21 protein-coding genes and 3 pseudogenes are annotated in these 16,704 nt (G+C 72.4%); 7 read left to right on the top strand and 17 right to left on the bottom strand.

The genetic code is table 11. The annotated features are described in order from the left end of the window. Positions 1-174: 174 nt before the first annotated feature. Positions 175-555 (bottom strand): antibiotic biosynthesis monooxygenase family protein, encoded by a 381-nt coding sequence (locus IOD16_RS04320; RefSeq protein ID WP_123743553.1) that lies wholly within the window; start codon positions 553-555, stop codon positions 175-177. A gap of 17 nt (positions 556-572) precedes the next feature. Here IOD16_RS04320 and IOD16_RS04315 point away from each other — a divergent pair, with 17 nt between their 5' ends. From IOD16_RS04315 to IOD16_RS04305, 3 genes are read left to right on the top strand one after another with little or no spacing between them, the layout of a single operon-like run. Further along, positions 573-839, top strand: coding sequence for a DUF6703 family protein (locus IOD16_RS04315; protein ID WP_236594748.1), 267 nt, complete (start codon positions 573-575; stop codon positions 837-839). Between the two features lie 45 nt (positions 840-884). Then, a complete protein-coding gene (locus IOD16_RS04310; RefSeq protein ID WP_201438965.1) occupies positions 885-1,289 on the top strand; it encodes an ArsR/SmtB family transcription factor in 405 nt (134 codons plus the stop codon). Continuing rightward, a complete protein-coding gene (locus tag IOD16_RS04305) occupies positions 1,286-1,729 on the top strand; it encodes a Fur family transcriptional regulator (protein WP_201438964.1) in 444 nt (147 codons plus the stop codon). Before IOD16_RS04310 ends, IOD16_RS04305 begins: the two co-directional genes overlap by 4 nt. Before the next feature lie 9 nt (positions 1,730-1,738). Here the strand turns inward: IOD16_RS04305 and IOD16_RS04300 are convergent, their stop codons facing one another. Together IOD16_RS04300 and IOD16_RS04295 are read right to left on the bottom strand one after the other, a co-directional pair. Next, positions 1,739-2,473: a TIGR03943 family putative permease subunit gene (locus IOD16_RS04300; protein WP_201438963.1), complete on the bottom strand. Its 735-nt coding sequence runs from the start codon at positions 2,471-2,473 to the stop codon at positions 1,739-1,741. Positions 2,474-2,500: 27 nt separating this feature from the next. Further along, on the bottom strand, positions 2,501-3,511 hold the full coding sequence (locus tag IOD16_RS04295) for a permease (protein ID WP_123743557.1): 1,011 nt from the start codon (positions 3,509-3,511) through the stop codon (positions 2,501-2,503). Positions 3,512-3,609: 98 nt separating this feature from the next. On the opposite strand from IOD16_RS04295, the gene IOD16_RS04290 reads away from it, so the two are divergent. Beyond that, on the top strand, positions 3,610-4,290 hold the full coding sequence (locus tag IOD16_RS04290) for a class I SAM-dependent methyltransferase (RefSeq protein ID WP_201438962.1): 681 nt from the start codon (positions 3,610-3,612) through the stop codon (positions 4,288-4,290). A gap of 37 nt (positions 4,291-4,327) precedes the next feature. On the opposite strand, the gene IOD16_RS04285 is transcribed toward IOD16_RS04290, so the two are convergent. The 6 genes from IOD16_RS04285 to era all read right to left on the bottom strand — a co-directional run bounded on the left by IOD16_RS04285 (position 4,328) and on the right by era (position 8,123). Next, a complete protein-coding gene (locus IOD16_RS04285; protein WP_201438961.1) occupies positions 4,328-4,771 on the bottom strand; it encodes a hypothetical protein in 444 nt (147 codons plus the stop codon). Positions 4,772-4,886: 115 nt separating this feature from the next. Then, positions 4,887-5,159, bottom strand: coding sequence for a hypothetical protein (locus IOD16_RS04280; RefSeq protein WP_123743560.1), 273 nt, complete (start codon positions 5,157-5,159; stop codon positions 4,887-4,889). Next, positions 5,159-5,587: a YbjN domain-containing protein gene (locus tag IOD16_RS04275; RefSeq protein WP_123743561.1), complete on the bottom strand. Its 429-nt coding sequence runs from the start codon at positions 5,585-5,587 to the stop codon at positions 5,159-5,161. The genes IOD16_RS04280 and IOD16_RS04275 overlap by 1 nt, the downstream gene beginning before the upstream one ends. Then, complete coding sequence (locus IOD16_RS04270) at positions 5,588-6,406, bottom strand: isoprenyl transferase (protein WP_123743562.1); 819 nt, start codon at positions 6,404-6,406, stop codon at positions 5,588-5,590. A gap of 55 nt (positions 6,407-6,461) precedes the next feature. After that, positions 6,462-7,214 (bottom strand): DNA repair protein RecO, encoded by a 753-nt coding sequence (recO, locus tag IOD16_RS04265; RefSeq protein WP_201438960.1) that lies wholly within the window; start codon positions 7,212-7,214, stop codon positions 6,462-6,464. A 12-nt stretch (positions 7,215-7,226) separates the two neighbouring features. Further along, entirely contained in the window at positions 7,227-8,123 is an 897-nt protein-coding gene (gene era, locus IOD16_RS04260; RefSeq protein ID WP_123743564.1) for a GTPase Era, read from the bottom strand. Between the two features lie 165 nt (positions 8,124-8,288). On the opposite strand from era, the gene IOD16_RS04255 reads away from it, so the two are divergent. Together IOD16_RS04255 and IOD16_RS04250 are read left to right on the top strand one after the other, a co-directional pair. After that, the gene (locus IOD16_RS04255; RefSeq protein WP_201438959.1) at positions 8,289-9,287 is read left to right on the top strand and encodes an IS481 family transposase; all 999 of its coding nucleotides are present in this window, start codon (positions 8,289-8,291) and stop codon (positions 9,285-9,287) included. Positions 9,288-9,429: 142 nt separating this feature from the next. Beyond that, positions 9,430-10,284, top strand: coding sequence for a C39 family peptidase (locus IOD16_RS04250; RefSeq protein WP_201438958.1), 855 nt, complete (start codon positions 9,430-9,432; stop codon positions 10,282-10,284). A gap of 7 nt (positions 10,285-10,291) precedes the next feature. On the opposite strand, the gene IOD16_RS04245 is transcribed toward IOD16_RS04250, so the two are convergent. From IOD16_RS04245 to IOD16_RS39915, 6 genes and pseudogenes are all read right to left on the bottom strand, one after another. Beyond that, positions 10,292-10,624 (bottom strand): cytidine deaminase, encoded by a 333-nt coding sequence (locus IOD16_RS04245; RefSeq protein ID WP_123743566.1) that lies wholly within the window; start codon positions 10,622-10,624, stop codon positions 10,292-10,294. Continuing rightward, complete coding sequence (locus IOD16_RS04240) at positions 10,617-11,915, bottom strand: hemolysin family protein (RefSeq protein WP_201441192.1); 1,299 nt, start codon at positions 11,913-11,915, stop codon at positions 10,617-10,619. The genes IOD16_RS04245 and IOD16_RS04240 overlap by 8 nt, the downstream gene beginning before the upstream one ends. Before the next feature lie 13 nt (positions 11,916-11,928). Further along, positions 11,929-12,483, bottom strand: a complete 555-nt coding sequence (gene ybeY, locus IOD16_RS04235) for an rRNA maturation RNase YbeY (protein ID WP_123743568.1) — start codon at positions 12,481-12,483, stop codon at positions 11,929-11,931. 5 nt (positions 12,484-12,488) lie between these two features. Next, positions 12,489-12,854: pseudogene (locus IOD16_RS39925) on the bottom strand (PhoH family protein); the annotation flags it as partial. A gap of 258 nt (positions 12,855-13,112) precedes the next feature. Continuing rightward, positions 13,113-13,583, bottom strand: a pseudogene (locus IOD16_RS39920) (LAGLIDADG family homing endonuclease); the annotation flags it as partial. A gap of 351 nt (positions 13,584-13,934) precedes the next feature. Beyond that, positions 13,935-14,645 (bottom strand): annotated as a pseudogene (locus IOD16_RS39915) (PhoH family protein); the annotation flags it as partial. Positions 14,646-14,783: 138 nt separating this feature from the next. Between IOD16_RS39915 and IOD16_RS04225 the strand changes: the two are divergent. Then, positions 14,784-15,572, top strand: coding sequence for a GNAT family N-acetyltransferase (locus IOD16_RS04225; RefSeq protein WP_201438956.1), 789 nt, complete (start codon positions 14,784-14,786; stop codon positions 15,570-15,572). 6 nt (positions 15,573-15,578) lie between these two features. On the opposite strand, the gene IOD16_RS04220 is transcribed toward IOD16_RS04225, so the two are convergent. Next, a complete protein-coding gene (locus tag IOD16_RS04220; RefSeq protein WP_123743570.1) occupies positions 15,579-15,920 on the bottom strand; it encodes a histidine triad nucleotide-binding protein in 342 nt (113 codons plus the stop codon). A 106-nt stretch (positions 15,921-16,026) separates the two neighbouring features. Beyond that, complete coding sequence (locus tag IOD16_RS04215; protein WP_328809412.1) at positions 16,027-16,704, bottom strand: alpha/beta hydrolase family protein; 678 nt, start codon at positions 16,702-16,704, stop codon at positions 16,027-16,029.

The raw sequence follows: 16,704 nt of genomic DNA, 5'->3' as shown, positions 1-16,704 counted from the left end.
GGAGATGCAGAAAAGGACGGAAACGGGCTTGCCAGGGTAGTCCTTGCCGTCGGGTCGCCCTCCGGCGACCGGGCCACACCCGTGCGCGCGTTCCGGTGGTGGAGACGGCGCCGGTTCCGCTTTCACGCGCTGTCGCGTGAGCGGGCAGTCCCGACGCGGAGTGGTCGACCGGAGTCAGCGGGGAGTGGTCGGACCGGCGGCTTCGCCGAGGCGGACGGTGCCCGCGTCGTGCGCCAGCAGGCTCACCTCGCGGCGGACCGCGCCGTCGGCGGCCACCAGCAGCGGTTCGTAGGCGGCCGGCTCGTCGGTGCTCGCCTCCGACAGCAGGGGGATGACGTGCTCGCGCACCTCGAACGGCGACAGCGCCCGCCGGTAGGCCACCACGGAGTCGAACTCGACCGTGAGCACGAAGCGGTCGGCCTCGTCCGTGGACCGCGACAGCCCGCCGCGCCGGCAGCCGGGCTGGGCGGTGAGCAGGGCCAACGCCCGGTCGACGCGTCCGATGAACGCCTCGACCCCGGTTTCCGCCACGGTGAAGCGGCACACGAGCAGCACGGTGCAAGGATGCCACGGTGGCTGGTGACTCGAAGCGGACCCTGATCCCCGGTGCCGGACCGCTCTCGCGGGTACCCGCGCCGGCGGCGTTCCTGCTGGTCTTGGCGTTGTTCCTGGCCGGTGTGTGGGTGCGGGGCACGGTGGGCGCGCTGCTGCTGGGCCTGCTGGCGCTCGGGGTGGCGACGCTGCTCGCCACCACCTGGGCCCTGCTCACCCCGAGCGCGCGCGTGTTGAGACTGCTCGTTCTCGGGGTACTGGTGCTCATCACGGTGTCCGTGCTCTAGCGCCGTAGTATCGGTGGTGAAAATCCATACCACGTGGGAGGCGCCGTGACGGTCGGAGTGCGAGGCGAACACGTGCACTCCACGGAACGCCGGGTGCCACCACCCGCGCCGCGGCAGCCGACCCGGACCCTGTCCGCGGCGGGCGAGCTGCTGCGGGCGCTCGCCGCGCCGGTGCGGATCGCGATCGTGCTGCAACTGCGCGAGGCGGACCGGTGCGTGCACGAGCTGGTCGAGGCGCTGGGCGTGGCCCAGCCGTTGATCAGCCAGCACCTGCGGGTGCTCAAGGCCGCGGGCGTGGTGCACGGCGAGCGGCACGGCCGGGAGGTCGTCTACCGGCTCGTCGACGAGCACCTCGCGCACATCGTGGTCGACGCGGTGACCCATGTGGACGAGGGGCCGCCGCGTGGTATCAACCAGACCGACCGGACCCCCCGGACGGAGGAGATGTGACCACTAGCGAGCGCCCGACCACCGCGGTGCCCGGGCTGCGCTCGACCAAGCAGCGCACCGCCGTGTCCAAGCTGCTCGACTCGCTGGGCGAGTTCCGCTCGGCCCAGGAGCTGCACGAGGAGCTGCGCAAGCGCGGCGAGGGCATCGGCCTGACCACGGTCTACCGCACGTTGCAGTCCCTGGCCGACGCGGGCGAGGTCGACGTGCTGCGCACCGACTCGGGCGAGGCGATCTACCGCCGCTGCTCCCAGCACCACCATCACCACCTGGTGTGCCGCAGCTGCGGCCGCACGGTGGAGGTGGAGGGCCCGGCGGTGGAGAAGTGGGCCGACCGGATCGCGGCGGAGAACGGGTTCGTCGAGGTCAGCCACACCGTGGAGATCTTCGGCACGTGCCGCGACTGCTGCGCCGACGGCCGGGCGGCGGCGCAGCCCTCGTAGCCGTGCGGCTCAGCCCTCGTAGGTGTCCTCGGGCGTGGTGACCGGCACGATCCGCGACACCGTGAACGTGGGCACGAACGCGCTCTCCTTGGTCGCCGAGCCGGGCACGACCCGGCCGGTGGCCTCGACCCACTGGTCGGTGGGCAGCGCGGCGAAGTCCTGGCCCACCATCTTCGCCTTGACCGGCGAGGCGTCCGCGGCGCAGCACGAGATCGTCAGCCGGGCGATGAACACGTCGGCGTCCTTGCGCACGACGAACCCGGTGAGCTTGACCGTGCGGTCGTCCAGCGAACCGGAGTCGTCCCACGCGGTGCGGGTGACGAACTCGCTGATGGTGAGCGGGACGACCTCGTCGGCCGGCAGCGGCGCGAACCCGCTGGACGCGTTGGCCTCCTGGGCGGCGTTGCGGTCGGACCGGTTGACCGTGTCCGCGCCCAGCGCCGGCGGGCTGATCAGGAACACCGCGAACACCGGCAGCAGCAGCATCCACGGGCTGCGCGACGTGCCGTGCTCGTGCCCGGCGTGCTCGACCCCGCCGGGCTGCGCGTGACCGGCGTGGGTCTGGCCGGCGCGGATGTCGCGGGCGATCGACACCAGCGCCAGCACCACCATGACGCCGCCGGTCACGACCAGCCACGGCTGCAACGACTCCTTGACGTACCGCAGGTACGTGCCGGTCAGCGCGAGCTTGAGCAGCGCGCCGCCGAGCAGGACCAGCAGGATGTTCTGCGTCTCACGCCTCATGGGCCACGTCTCCTCGGTTCTCCCGCCTCACAGGAACACCGCTCCCGCCGCCAGGGCCGACGCGATCGCCACCACGAACGTGGCCGGTGCGAAGCGCGCCGCGAACGACTTGCCGAACGCGCCCGCCTGCAGCGCGATGAGCTTGACGTCGACCGCCGGGCCGACGACCAGGAACACCAGCCGGGGCAGCAGCGGCAGCGCCGACATGGAGGCCGCGACGAACGCGTCCGCCTCGCTGCACAGCGCCAGCACCACGGCCAGCAACGACAGCACCACCACGGCCAGCACGACCTGCCCGCCCAGCGTCTCCAGCCAGGCCTGCGGCACCAGGACGTTGAACGCCGCCGCGAACACGCCGCCGAGCACCAGGAACCCGCCCGCGTCGACCAGGTCGTGCCGCGCGGTCTCGGCGAACACCAGCCAGCGGGACGTGCCGTCGTGGTCGGGCAGGCGGCGCAACGCGCGTTCGGCGATCCACTCGGCCTTGCCGAACCGGGTCCACAGCCAGCCCATGACCACGGCGGTGAGCAGCGCGCCGACGAACCGCGCGGGCACCATCATCGGCGCGTTGGGGAACGCCACGGCCGTGGACACCAGCACGATCGGGTTCACCGCGGGCGCGGCGAGCAGGAACGTCAGCGCCACGGCGGGCGCCACGCCCTGCTGCATCAGCCGGCGGGAGACGGGCACGGCCGCGCACTCGCAGCCGGGCAGCGCCACCCCGGCGACACCGGCGACGGGCACGGCGAGCGCGGTTCTGCTCGGCAACGCCCGGCGCAGCACCGAGGCCGGGATGAACGCCGCGATCGCGCCGCTGATCAGCACCCCGAGGACGAGGAACGGCAGCGCCTGCACGCACACCGCGACGAACACCGTGGACGCCGTGCGCAGCACCGGCACGTCGAGCACGCCGACCAGCCAGTCCTGCAACAACAGCGCCGCCACGAGCAACGCGCAGAGCACTTCCAGCGAAGTGATCCTCCAGCGCGGCGGCGGGCGGCGCGGTCCCGCACCCCGGATTTCGCCAGTGATTGTCACTTTCGAGATGATGCCAGAACCACCGCGCCCGGCTCACCGACCTCCGGCTGGTCTTCGGTCGCCGGCCACGCGACCGTCACCGGCGGTAGGTTCGCGTCGTGGACTGGCACGAGTGGCACGCCGACTACGACCGTCCGGGTTCCGGGCTCGCCCGGCGGCTGCGGGCCGTCCAGGCGCAGGTCGAGGCCGCGTTGGACGACAGCCCGCCCGGCCCGCTGAGGGTGCTCAGCCTGTGCGCCGGTCAGGGCCGCGACCTGCTGGAAGTGCTCGCCGAGCACCCCCGGCGGCACGACGTCCGGGCGCGCCTGGTCGAACTGGACCCGCGCAACGCCGCCATCGCCGAGGCGGCGGCACGGGCGGCCGGCCTGACCGGGGTGGAGGTGCTGGCGGCCGACGCCTCGCTCACCGACCACTACCGCGACCTGGCGCCGGCGGACCTCGTGCTGGTCTGCGGCGTGTTCGGCAACATCACCGACGAGGACATCGAGCGGACCGTCGAGCACTGCGCCGCGCTGTGCCGGACGGGCGGCACCGTGATCTGGACCCGCCACCGCGGCGCCCCGGACCGCGTGCCGCTGATCTGCGAGTGGTTCGAGGACCGCGGCTTCCACCGCCACTGGCTGTCCGACCCGGACGCGGGCTTCGGCGCCGCCGCCCACCGCCTCCACGCCGACCCACGCCCGTTGACCGCGGGCGTGCGCATGTTCACCTTCGTCGGCCGCCCCGAGGACGCGTTCGAGGACTCGGCCGCAGACGCCTCCGAAGACGCCGACGAGTAGCGACCGCCACGGCGGCGCCGACGGGGCCGCACGCCGGTCAGGTCGGGAAGGCGTCGCCGTGGAACGCCTCCTGCGCGCCGCCCCTGGTCAGCGTGGCGAACACACTGGCCAGCGAGTCGCGCTGGAAGCACCCGGAGCCGGTGCCGGGCTGGAAGCACGCGCCCGCGGTGCTCGCGAACACCGACCAGTAGGCCGGTTGGTCCGCGCACGAGACGGTCGTGCCGCCCCACCCGGAGGCGTTCGCGCCGAAGAGGACCTGGAGGGCCGACACGTCGACGACACCGGTGCCGGTGGTGGTGGAGCAGGTGGCGGTCCCGGAGACCCACAGACCGCTGTCCGGGTAGTCGCCGACCGAGACACCGGTCACGGTGATGCCCGCCGCCGCCACCGCCGGGCCGGCCGGAGCCACCGACCAGACCGCCGCGACCAGCACCGCGGCCACCGACGCGGCGAACTTCGCGGCGAGCTTCTCGATGATCACGGGACACCTCCGGCGGGCGCGGTCCGACCACGGTAGCGAGGTGCGTCCCCGCGGCACTGCCGTCGAAAGGGTGACCGGAGCACCGCGCACCGGCCGGACCGGGCCCGCCGGGCGGCTACTGCGCCGTCTCGTCCTCGTCGCGCAGCTCGGCGATGGTCGCCAGCACGTCCACCGCCTCCGTGACCGGCAGCAGGGGCTCGACCACGGCGGTCACGCCGCGGCTCGCGGCCAGCACCTCCTCGGCCAGCCGCACCGCGTCGTCGCGCTCGTAGGGCCCGCACACGAACGAGGCCCACTCCTCCCCCGCCGACGCCTCGAACGTGATGGCCCACGGCAGGCCCTCCACGTCCGACTCGTCATCGGGCTCGTACACGATCACCCCGGCCATCAGGCACCGTCCCCGGTTCCGGCCAGCAGCTCGTTGCGCAGCTGCGAGGCAGTGGACACGACCAGCATCAACAACGTGCTCAACGGCTCCGGCTTCAGCCCCTCGGCCGGGAACGCGTAGCGCAGGGTGACGTCCATCCCGCGCTCGGTGTTCACCACACCCAGCGTGCCGAACAGGCCCTGACCGGCGCGTTCGGCGGCGGACACGGCCAGGCTCGGGTCGTTGGGCAGGTCCCACGCCACCACGCAGGTCAGGCTGAGCACGGTCAGGCCGTCGGCCAGCCGCATCGCCTGCACCGCGCACGGCACCTCCGCGTGCTGGAAGCTCAGCGCCCCGTCGTCGTCGACGTGCACCTCGTGGAACAGCTCCAACGCCTCACGGGCCGCGGTGAGCAGCTCCGCGGTCACCTTGGCGTCCTCGTCGGTCACTTAAGAATCCTCCACGTCGGGCTTGTCCACGGCGCCTCCGAAGCGCCGGTCGCGCATGGCGTACGCCTCGCAGGCGCGCCACAGGTCCAGCCGGTCGAAGTCCGGCCACAGGATGTCCTGGAACACCAGCTCCGCGTACGCCGACTGCCACAGCAGGAAGTTGGACGTGCGCTGCTCGCCGGAGGGCCGGATGAACAGGTCCACGTCCGGCATGTCGGGCTGGTACATGTGCTTGGCGAGGGTCCGCTCGTCGACCTTCTCCGGGTTGATCTTGCCCGCCGCCGCCAGCCGGGCGATCTCCCGCGCCGCGTCGCCGACCTCGGCCCGCCCGCCGTAGTTGATGCACATCGCCAGGTTCAGCACGTCGTTGTCCTTCGTGCGCTCCTCGGCGACCTCGAGCTCGGTGATGACGCTGCGCCACAGCCTCGGCCGGCGACCCGCCCACCGCACCCGCACACCCAGCTCGTCCAGCTCGTCGGTGCGGTGGCGGATCACGTCACGGCTGAAGCCCATGAGGAAGCGGACCTCCTCCGGGCTGCGCCGCCAGTTCTCGGTGGAGAACGCGTACAGCGACAGCCACTTCACGCCCATCTCGATCGCGCCCTTGGCCGCCTCCACCACGACGGCCTCGCCGCGCTTGTGCCCCTCGATGCGGGACAGGCCGCGCTGGTTGGCCCAGCGGCCGTTGCCGTCCATCACGATCGCGATGTGCCTGGGCACGAGGTCGGCGGGCAGCACCGGGGGCGTGGCGCCGGTGGGGTGCGGTTCCGGGGGTCGGGTGACGCGCTGGACGCGCTCAACCCGCCGTCGGCGGAGCATGGCTGTCCTCTCGGATGGTGTGCTGCGGAGGAGTTCTCCGGTGCGGCAGGCGACTCTAACCGTCGGCCGGCTGCGCCTTTCGCTCGACCAACGGCAGCGAGCGCAACTGCCGCTCCAGGTGCCACTGCAGGTGCGCGGCGACCAGGCCGCTCGCGTCGCGGCGCGCGCCGGTGGGTATGCCGTCCACCTCGTCCCACCGGCCGTGCAGCAGCGCGGCGAGCAGGCGCAACGTGTCCGTGGACGGCGTGGCGCTGCCCGGCGGCCGGCACCGCGCGCACACCATGCCGCCCGCGTGCACGTTGAACGCTTTGTGCGGGCCCGGGTCGGCGCACCGGGCGCACTCGTCGACCGCCGGCGCCCACCCCGCGAACGCCATCGCGCGCATCAGGTAGGCGTCGAGGATGAGCGAGGCGTCCCGCTCCTTCGCCGCCAACGCCCGCAACGCGCCCGTGACCAGCAGGTACAGCCGCAGGACGGGCTCGCCCTCCTCGGACGTGAGCCGGTCCGCGGTCTCCAGCACCGCGCAGGCCGCCGTGTACCGCTGGTAGTCGTCCACCAGCACCACGCCGAACGCGTCCAGCGTCTCCACCTGCGTGATCACGTCCAGCGTCCGGCCGGGGTAGAACTGCACGTCCACGTGCCCGAACGGCTCCAGCCGCGCGCCGAACCGCGACGACGTGCGGCGCACGCCCTTGGCCGCCGCGCGCACCTTGCCGTGCTTCTGCGTGAGCAGCGTGATGATCCGGTCGGCCTCGCCGAGCTTCTGCACCCGCAGGACCACACCGGTGTCGCGGTAGAGGTTCGCCACCTTCGCCAGTCCCTAGAAACCCAGTCTGCGCAGCTGCTTCGGGTCGCGCTGCCAGTCCTTGGCGATCTTGATGTGCAGGTCGAGGTACACGCGCGTGCCGAGCAGCTTCTCGATCTGCCTGCGCGAGGTGATCCCGACCTGTTTCAGGCGCTCGCCCCGGTGGCCCAGGATGATCGCCTTCTGGCTGGGCCGCTCCACGAACACGTTGGCGTGGATGTCCACCAGGTCGTCACGCCCCTCGCGGGGCAGCATCTCCTCCACCACGACCGCGATCGAGTGCGGCAGCTCGTCCCGCACGCCCTCCAGCGCGGCCTCCCGGATCAGCTCGGCGACCAGGGTCAGCTCCGGCTCGTCGGTCAGCTCGCCGTCCGGGTACAGCGCCGGACCCTCCGGCAGCTTGCCCAGCACCAGGTCCGCCAGGGCGTCGACCTGGTAGCCGTTCACCGCGGACACCGGGATCAGGTCGGCGAAGTCCATCACCTTCTGCAGCGCGAGCAGCTGCTCGGCCACCTGCTGCTGGCCGACCAGGTCGGTCTTGGTGACGATGCCGATGACCGGGGTGCGCTTGGCGATCTTCTCCAGCTCGGCGGCGATGAACTTGTCGCCGGGGCCGACCTTCTGGTCGGCGGGCACGCAGAACCCGACCACGTCCACCTCGGTCCACGTCTCCCGCACCAGGTCGTTCAGGCGCTGGCCGAGGAGCGTGCGCGGGCGGTGCAGGCCGGGGGTGTCCACGAGGACCAGCTGGCCGTCCTCGCGGTGCACGATGCCCCGGATGGTGTGCCGGGTGGTCTGCGGCTTGCTCGACGTGATCGCGACCTTGGTCCCGACCAGCGCGTTGGTCAACGTCGACTTGCCTGCGTTGGGGCGGCCGACGAAGCACGCGAACCCGGAGCGGTAACCATCCATCCGTCCATTGTCCCCGCACCCGTCGACCGCGCCGCGTCAGCCCTAGTTGTACTGCCCTGGGAGGTTGTGGGCGGTCCGACACGTAGTCGGATGATGTTGGAATGAGGGAGGGCCTCCGGGTTCGGTGTGGATTGCGACGTCTGCACCTGACCGACGGAGGCCCTCGTGACCCACGCTAACGCACCCCTGACCCCGGCGGGCCGGCTGCGCCTGGCCCGGTGTGTCGTGCAGGACGGGTGGCCGCTGCGACGCGCGGCCGAGCGGTTCCAGGTCTCGCCGACCACCGCCGCCCGTTGGGCCTCCCGCTACCGCGAACTGGGCGAGGCGGGTCTGGTCGACCGTTCCAGCCGCCCGCACCACAGCCCGCGCCGCCTGCCCACCCGCCGTGAACGCCGGATCGTGAAGGTCCGCCTGGCCCGCCGCTGGGGTCCGGCCCGCATCGCCTACCTGCTCGGCCTGAACCCCTCCACCGTGCACCGGGTGCTGCGCCGCTTCGGCCTGGCCCGCCTGGCGCATCTGGACCGGGCCACCGCCGCCCCGGTGCGCCGCTACGAACTCGCCGCACCCGGCGCCCTGGTCCACGTCGACATCAAGAAGCTGGGCAACATCCCCGACGGCGGCGGCCACAAGGTCCACGGACGTGCCGCCAGCGGCCGCAACAGCTCCGCCCACCGCGACCCGGACAGGCCCCGCAGGGTCCACGGCCGCCCCAACCTCGGCTACGCCTACCTGCACAACGCCGTGGACGACCACAGCAGGCTGGCCTACACCGAGATCCTGCCCGACGAGACCAGGGAAACCGCCGCCGCGTTCTGGACCAGGGCCAACGCGTTCTTCCGGGCCGCCGGGGTGACGGTGAAGCGGGTGCTGACCGACAACGGCTCCTGCTACCGCTCACACCTGTGGCGCGACACCCTCACCCACACCGGCATCACCCACAAACGCACCCGCCCCTACCGACCCCAGACCAACGGCAAGGTCGAACGCTTCAACCGCACCCTGCTCGACGAATGGGCCTACGCCGAGGCATACCTCAGCGAGACCGAACGACGAGCCGCGCTGCCGCGATGGCTGCACACCTACAATCACCACCGCGGCCACACCGCACTGGGCGGCCAACCACCCGCCACCCGCGTCCCCAACCTCACAGGACAGAACACCTAGTCAGTCGCCGTCGACGCCTCGCGCCGGTCCGGCACGCCGGGCCCTGCGCGACCACGAAGCCGCCCGCCCGGGGCGGGAACCGTCGCCGGGAAACGCCTCTCCCACCCGGTGCGACCGCCCGGCGACCACGTGGAGGCACCCCGTGACACGACTGCTCCGCTCCCTGCTCTTACCCGTGTTGACCGCCTCGGCGCTCGTCGGCGGCGCGGGCGCGGCGTCCGCGGCGACCGCCACGGTCGGCAACACCGACGGCGACGGGCTCACCATCCGGTCCGCGCCGACCTCGACCGCCTCCTCCCTCGGCCTCGTGTGGGACGGGCAGCGGGTCGACATCTCCTGCCAGGCGCGCGGCCAGTCGGTGACCAACACGCGCGGGTTCACCAGCGACCTGTGGGACTACGTGCCCGCGCTGCGCGGCTACCTCGCCGACGCCTACCTCGCCACCGGCTACGACTACCGCATCCCCGGCGTGCCGGACTGCGGCGCCCAGACCGGGCGGCTGGTGCCGGTGTCGCAGTTCCACGGGCAGCCCAACCAGGGCGAGGACTGCGGTCCGGCCGGCGTCGTGTCCGCGCTGCTCGCCGCGGGCGTGACCCCGAGGTCGTGGAACGCGAGCCGCCCGGTCGACGCGATCAACCGCGCGCGCTCCGACATGGGCTACGACCCGACCTGGAACGACCCCGCCAAGTTCGGCACGAACGAGTCCGACGTCCAGCGGGCGCTCGCGCGCAACGGCGTGAACGCCACCGTGGTCTTCAACGACCTGAACCGGGTCCTCACCCACGTCCGCAACGGCCGACCGGCGATCGTAGCGGGCAACATGGTCAGCCTGCCGTGGTCGGGCCGCGACGTGCCGCACTTCCTCACCGTCGCCGGGTACGACGGGGACTACCTGGTGCTCGACCCGGCCTCGCAGGCCATCGTCTACCGGGCGTCCGCGTCGACCCTCTCGGCGTACTTCAACCACGACCTGGGCCGGGCCGGCGTGCTGCTCTGACCACCCGCTACACGGTCTCCTGCACGGCGCCGGACGCGTCGGCGCGCAGCACCGGCGCGCCGGCGGTCAGGTCCCGCACGGCGGCCACGGAGTCCCCGTCCACCTCCGACGCGGCGGTCACGACGGCCGCCGCCTCCACCCCCTCGGCGCCGCTCGACACGGCCGCCGCGACCGCCGCTTGCAGGGCGGTCAGCTTCAGCGACGGCAACGCGACCGTGGTCGCCGCGTAGGTCCGACCGTCGGTGTCGCGCACCGCCGCACCCTCGGCCGCGCCCGTCCGGGCCCGCGCCGAACGCGCCAGCGTGACGATCTTCTGGTCCTCGGGGTCGAGGTCACTCACCGCTGGTCCCCTCGCTGTCGTCGCCGTTGTTCACCGGGCGCACCAGCACCGTCGTGATGCGCATCCGCCCGCGTTCGTCCTTGCCGCCCTCGGCCCGCATCCGCAGACCCGCGATCTCGGCCTCCGTGCCCGGCAGCGGCACGCGGCCCAACCGCTGCGCCAGCAGGCCGCCGACCGTCTCCACCTCGTGGTCGTCCAGCTCCGTGCCGAACAACGCGTCCAGGTCGTCCACCGGCAACCGCGCGCTGACCCGCACCGAACCGTCCGTCAGGTGCTCCACCGGCGGCCGGTCCTCGGTGTCGGACTCGTCGGTGATCTCACCGACGATCTCCTCCAGGATGTCCTCGATGGTGAGCAGGCCCGCCGTGCCGCCGTACTCGTCCACCACGACCGCCAGGTGGTTGCGCGACAGCTGCATCTCCCGCAGCAGGTCCGCGATCGGCTTCGAGTCCGGGATGAACGACGCCGGCTTCATCACGTCCGCCACCGACGTGCCGTTCGGCTCCTCGGACAACGTCAGCCGCACCAGGTCCTTGAGGTTCACCACGCCGACGATGTCGTCCACGCTCTCCCCGATCACCGGCACCCGCGTGTACCCGGTGCGCAGCGACAGGGCCAGCGCCTGGCGGATCGACTTGGCCTGCTCGATCCACACGATCTCGGTGCGCGGCACCATCACCTCGCGCGCGATCGTGTCGCCGAGCTCGAAGACCGAGTGGATCATCTCCCGCTCGCCCTCGTCCACCACGCCGCGTTCCTGCGCCATGTCCACCAGCTCGCGCAGCTCGACCTCGGACGAGAACGGGCCCTCGCGGAAACCCCGACCCGGCGTGATCGCGTTGCCGACCAGGATCAGCAGCTTGCTCAACGGGCCCAGCACGCGGCCGAGCACCCGGATCGGACCCGCCGCCAGCAGGCTCACCGCGTACGGGTGCTGCCTGCCGAGCGTGCGCGGACCCACGCCGACCAGCACGTACGACACCACGAGCATGCTCAGCCCGGCGACCAGCATCGCCACCCAGTCGGTGGCGATCAGGCCGAGGCACACCACGGTCACCAGCACCGTCGCCGCCAGCTCGCAGCCCAGGCGCAGCAACAGCAGCAGGTTCACGTGCCGCGGCCGGTCGGCCAGCAGCTGGATCAAGTGCCCCGTGCCCGCCCGGCCCTGCCGCTGCAACGCCTCGACGCGCGCCCGCGACACCGTGCCCAGCGCCGCGTCCACACCCGCGAACGCGCCTGCCGACAACACCAACACCACGGCCAGCACCAGCAGGCCGGCGGAACTGCCTATCACCTCGGCCGCCTCAGGCTGTCGGCTCGGGCCGGTCCGCGTCCTCCAGGCCGACCGCCCCGAGGAGCTTCGAGTCGGCCTCGCGCTGCGCCGACTTGCGCTCCGCCTCGGCCGCCGCCGTGCGGAAGTCGCCCAGGATGCGGTTCTGCAACGTGAACATCTCCCGCTCCTCGGCCGGCTCCGCGTGGTCGTAGCCGAGCAGGTGCAGCACGCCGTGCACGGTCAGCAGGTGCAGCTCGTCCAGCAGGCTGTGGCCCGCCTTCTTGGCCTGGTCCTTGGCGAAGTCCGGGCACAGCACGATGTCGCCGAGCAGCGCCGGGCCGAGGCCCGCCGCGTCCGGCCGGCGCGCGGAGTCCAGCTCGTCCATCGGGAACGCCATCACGTCCGTCGGGCCGGGCAGGTCCATCCAGCGCTGGTGCAGGTCCGCCATCACGTCCAGCTCGACCAGCAGGACGGACAGCTCGGCCAACGGGCTGACGCCCATCCGGTCCAGGGCGAACCGGGCGGCGGCGACGATGGACGGCTCGTCCACGTTCACGCCCGACTCGTTCGCGATCTCGATGCTCACGGCGCCTATCGTCCCCGGCGCTGCCCGCGCGACCGCGCACCGGGTCCGGCGTGGTGCTGGTGCCGGTCGGCCGCGTCGCCTTCGTCCTGCTCGACCTGCCACTTCTCGTAGGCGTCCACGATGTCCGCGACCAGCCGGTGGCGGACCACGTCGTTGCTGGTCAGGACGGAGAAGTGGACGTCTTCCACGCCTTCGAGGATGTCCTTGACGACCTTCAGACCGCTGCGCTGCCCGCCGGGCAGGTCGATCTGCGTGATGTCACCAGTCACCACGATCTTGGAGCCGAACCCCAACCGGGTGAGGAACATCTTCATCTGTTCGGGCGTCGTGTTCTGCGCCTCGTCCAAGATGATGAACGCGTCGTTCAGCGTGTTGTGGGTCAGCAGGTAGTCCTCGGTGACGTACAGCGAGTCCGCCGCGGCCACCTGGATGCACACCGCCTCGGTGCGGCCTGCGGGCTCGATGCTGTCGATGAACCGCATCGGCCGCCCGCCGCCGCCGGCCGCGAGGTACTTCTCGCGCTTGCGGGCGAGCCGGAAGGGCTCGACGCCCTCGGGCAACCGGATGTCGACGACGTGCGCGTCGTGGACGTAGCGAACCGCCCGGCCGTTCGCGAAGCCCGGCCGCCTCCCCTCCGCCACGCGGGTGCGCGTGTAGGCCACGCCGCCCAGCGACCGGACCAGGCCGATCACGTCGTCCCTGAGCCGGGCGGACGTGGTCGTGTACTGGATGCGGCAGGTGCGCCCGGACTGCGTGACCGGCCCGCCGTCGGAGTCCAGCAGGCCTTGCAGCAGCGCCAACCTGACCTCGACCGCGTTGGCGAGGTAGACCTCCGGGACGAACTTCGTGTGCGACCGGGTGCCGAGCAGGCTCAACGCCCGGAGCGCCCCGGTGACGGGGTTCTCCAGCGTCACGACATCGCCCGGCGACTTCACCCGGTTGAGGGTGTAGTTCACCCGGTCCTTCCAGTTCACCGCGATGCCCGGCAGAGCGGACTGGAGCGCGACCGCCAACTCGGGGTCGTCGGTCGCGAAGGACGGCGTGGTCGATCCGGTCAGGCAGCCGTCGCCGAGCAGCAGGCCCAAGGCGTACGGGTCCATCGGGACCTCGCGCGCCGGGTGGCAGGTCGGGGCGCTGAGCAGCGGCAACTCGTAACGACGCGCGTGGGCGGCGCGGAGGTCGCCGATCATCTCCTTGGTCTCCAGGACCCGCCACGGCTTGTTCCGCCGGCGGTCGGACCTGGTGCGCACCGTCCAGAGGTGGTCACCGCAGGCCAGCGTCGAGGCGCCGTCCTGGGCCGTGACCCGGTAGACGTCCTTCACGCCCTGCGGGAAGACGCCGAGGACCGGGGTGGGCTCGCCGTTCGAACCGATGACCAGATCGCCGACCTGGAGGCTGCCGATGGGCCGGAAGCCGTCCGGGGTGAGCACGTTGGTGAACACCGGCTGTGCCCGACCACGCATGTAGGCCAGTGGGGCGACCTCGATCGTGCCCGCCTGGGTCAGGCGCGGGATCGACTCGGGGTCGACCATGTCGTGCAGCGCGTCGTAGAGGGGCCGCAGGTACGGGTCGATCTTCTCGTACAGCGTGCCGGGCAGGTAGCCGAGCCGCTCACCGGCCTCGACCGCCGGCCGGGTCAAGATGATGCGGTTGACCTGCTTGGCCTGCAACGCCTGCACGGCCTTCGCCATCGCCAGGTAGGTCTTGCCGGTGCCCGCGGGACCGATGCCGAACACCACGGTGTTCTGGTCGATCGCGTCCACGTAGTGCTTCTGGTTCAACGTCTTGGGCCGGATGGTGCGGCCGCGCCGGGAGATGATGTCGAGGCTCAGCACCTCGGCAGGCGACTCCGAGGTGCCCGCGGACAGCATCGCGACCGTGCGGCGGACCGTGTCCTGGCCGACCTGCTGACCGCGGCTGGCGAGCGTGACCAGCTCGGCGAACACGCGCTCGGCGAACGCCACGTCGGCGGGCTGGCCGGACAGGGTGATCTCGTTGCCGCGCACGTGCACGTCCGCGACCAGCAGTTCCTCCGCGAGCCGGAGGTTCTCGTCACGCGATCCGAGCAGGGCGAGCACCGCGCCGTCTGGCACGGCGAACTTGGATTGGGCGTCGGCCGCCGCGTGGACTGGCTGCGGCGTGTTGTCGTCGGTACCGGCCACGTGGCCTCGGGCCCTCTTCCTGCGCGTTCGCGCCGTGCTCTGGTGAGTTCGACCTACCGCTCCCGATGCTAGCCGCCACCACCGACACTCCGCACCGGAGTAAGAAACGGGTTGGACACGGCGGGTGTACTCGGAGCCGTGACGGAGTTGCGCGTGCTCACCCCCGACGACCTCCCCGCCTGCGTCCGCCTCGCGGCGGACCGGGGGTGGCCGGAGGAGCCGGCCAAGTGGGCGTTCCTGCTGCGGGTCGGGACCGGGTTCGGCCTGTTCGACGGCGATGAGCTGGTCGGCACCACCATCGTCACCCGGTTCGGTGACGAGCACGCGGCGGTCAGCATGGTGCTGGTGGCGTCGAGCCACGGCGGGCGCGGGCTCGGGCGGCGGTTGGTGGAGCACGCGCTCGGGTTCGCGGGCACGCCGGTGGCGTCGTTGCACGCGACTTCGTACGGCAAGCCGCTGTACGAGAAGCTGGGGTTCCGGTCGGTGGGGCTGGTGACGGCGCACGTCGGCCCGTTCGACGACGCGGCCTCGGGCACGTCGCGGCCGGCGGTGGAGGCGGACCTGCCTGGGCTGGCGGCGGTCGATGCCGAGGTGTTCGGCGCCGACCGGTCGGCGGTGGTGGACGCGCTGTTCGGGTTCGCGTCGCAGGTCAGGGTGGCCGACGACGGGTTCGTGGCGGCCTGGCGCAACGGGCCGTTGACGATGGTGGGCCCGGTGGTGGCGCCGTCGGCGGCGCGGGCGGCGGAGTTGGTCGCGGACGTGGCGGTGGGCGCGACGGTGCGGGTGGACGTGCGTGACGCGGCGTTGGCGGCGTGGCTGGAGGCGCGCGGGGTGGTGCCGCGGTTCACCGTGGACCTGATGGTGCGCGGTGCGTTCAGCGGTGACCGCGCGCGCCTGTACGCGCCGGTGATGCAGGCCTTGGGGTAGGACGGCTCAGGCGAGCGGGCCGAGCGGCCGGCCGCCGAGGACGTGCAGGTGGGCGTGGAAGACGGTCTGGCCCGCGTCGGCGCCGGTGTTGAACAGCAGCCGGTAGCCGCTGTCGGCGACGCCCTCGGCCTTAGCCACCTCGCCGGCGGCCAGGAACAGGTCGTCCAGCACGGTGGGCGCGGCGGCGGCCAGGGCCACGGCGTCCGCGGCGTGGGCCTTCGGCACCAGCACGACGTGCGTCGGGGCTTGGGGCGCGATGTCGCGGAACGCCAGGGTGGTGTCGGTCTCGTGCACCACGGTCGCCGGGATCTCGCGGGCCACGATGCGGCAGAACAGGCAGTCGGACATGGCTCCGCAGGCTACCGACCCGGGCGGTCACGCGTGCTGGGCGTTCAACTCGGGTGTTCCGAACGTAGGACACGCGCGTTCTGGACGTAGGACACGCGCGTGTGTCCTACGTCCGGGCGAGGCGGAGGGCGGCGGTGCGGCAGGCGGTCCAGGCCGCGGTGCCCGGGGTGATCAGGGACATGTGGTCGGTGGCAGGGAGGGCGATCAGCTCGGCGCCGGAAGCGCGGGCGAACGCCTCGCTCTGCTCGAACGGCACGTCCTCGTCGTCCTCGCCGTGGACCAGCACCAGGGGCTTCGGGATGGGCAGCAGGGCCGCGGGCGACGCGTCGGCGTAGAGCGCCGGCACCTCGGCCGGGGTGCCGCCGAGCAGTTCGGCGGCGCGGCGGGTGATCCGCGGGTGCTGGAGGAAGTCGAGGACGCCGGCTTGGGCCACGGCGCCGACGACGCGGGGGTGGCGGGCGGCGGCCCACACCGCCAGGTGCCCGCCGGCGGAGTGACCCAGGGTGACCACCGGGCCCAGTGCGGGGTCGAGGGCGTCGAGGGCGGCGAGCACGTCGTCACCGGTGGCGGGCCAACCGCCACCACCGGTTACCCGCCGGTACTCGATGTTGTACGCGGCCGCGCCGTGAATGACCAGGTCAGCGGCCAACGGTCGGCCGAGTTCCAATCCGTGGCGCTGGTGCCAAAAACCACCGTGGATTACCACGATCACCGGAAACGATTCACCGGTCGGCGTGGAAAACTCACCGAACTGGCTCGGGTGCGGTCCGTAGACGATGCGCAA

This window comes from Saccharothrix sp. 6-C (genome assembly GCF_016695385.1).
GTDB lineage: Bacteria > Actinomycetota > Actinomycetes > Mycobacteriales > Pseudonocardiaceae > Actinosynnema > Actinosynnema texasense.
This window is presented reverse-complemented; position numbering and strand designations above follow the sequence as displayed.